This window comes from Nonomuraea sp. NPDC004702, from assembly GCF_053601695.1.
The window spans coordinates 1-1085 of the sequence record NZ_JBSGCE010000204.1; the positions used below are offsets into that span (position 1 = coordinate 1).

General features: G+C 67.1%; 1 pseudogene. It reads right to left on the reverse strand.

What is annotated here, in order from left to right:
* Nucleotides 1-842 precede the first annotated feature (842 nt).
* Nucleotides 843-1085, reverse strand: a pseudogene (locus ACWEJ6_RS54765) (ABC transporter ATP-binding protein); the annotation flags it as partial.

Sequence of the window (1085 nt, forward strand, 5' to 3'; positions counted from 1 at the left end):
GCGTCCAGTCCTGACACCCACGATCGGAGATCATCAGCGGTTAACTCATCGAGCATGCCTCCAGACTACATCACAAAGCCTTGCTGTAGTACTAGCACTCTCGGTACCCAGCGGGCTGCCCCTGCGGATCGCCGACGTCGAGTCAGGCTCAGTCCCCGATCTGACCGCCGCCCGTGCCCACGTGGTCGGCGCCCTGCACACCGCCGCTGCCCGCAGCCTGCCCACCCTTGCCGACGGCGGTTACGACGGCGGTGGGACAGCCAGTCGATGACGGCGGGTTGTGCGGGAATTGAGAAGTCGAGGAGTACGGCGGGTTTGGCGAAACGGATCCGGGCGGTTCCGGCGTGGTGGCCGTGGTCTTCCAAGACTTCGGGGACCTCCTTCAAGGGTGTAGTCGTTGATGGCGAGATCGCGAGTGATGTGCGCGACGGGCTTGCCGGTCCTTGACGATACGCACCGCCCCGGCCCGGAACTCCGGATCAGAACGACGCCTCGTCGTTCCTGCCACGACCAAATCTCTCCTGGTCCGCTCTGCACGCTATGAGGGGAAGCTCAATCAGCGAGGTGTCGTTCTTCATTGTGGGTGGCTTGCCGATGCGCCGGCCGTGGGAGCCGACGGCCACCACGACCTGCGCGTGCTTGTGCGGGGCGATCCCCACTTTCACCATCGAGACGTCCTGTTCTCCGCTGTCGTGGTTGACGGGCGGAGGCGGGGCCCTGGCCGGGGACAGACTCATCGCGACTTGCCAGCTCGGCGGGCTTCTGTCACGTGACTCCCCGCCAGGGCTCTCGCCCCACGGCGTTCTTCTCTTCGAGCCTGGCCGGGGGACGTTCGGCCGTGTTCACGGGGTGGTGCCCATGCCGTACTGGGCCGCCTGCAACGACCACAGCTCCGCGTATTCGCCGCCGAGATCCAGCAGCTCCTGGTGGCTGCCGCTCTCCGTGACCCGGCCGTCCTGCAGGACGAAGATGCGGTCGGCGTGCTGCACGGAGTGCAGGCGATGGGTGATGAGGATGACCGTGCGTCCGCCGGCCAGGGCGCGCACCCCGGCGAAGGTCTCGGCCTCGGCGCGGGGATCGAGGGC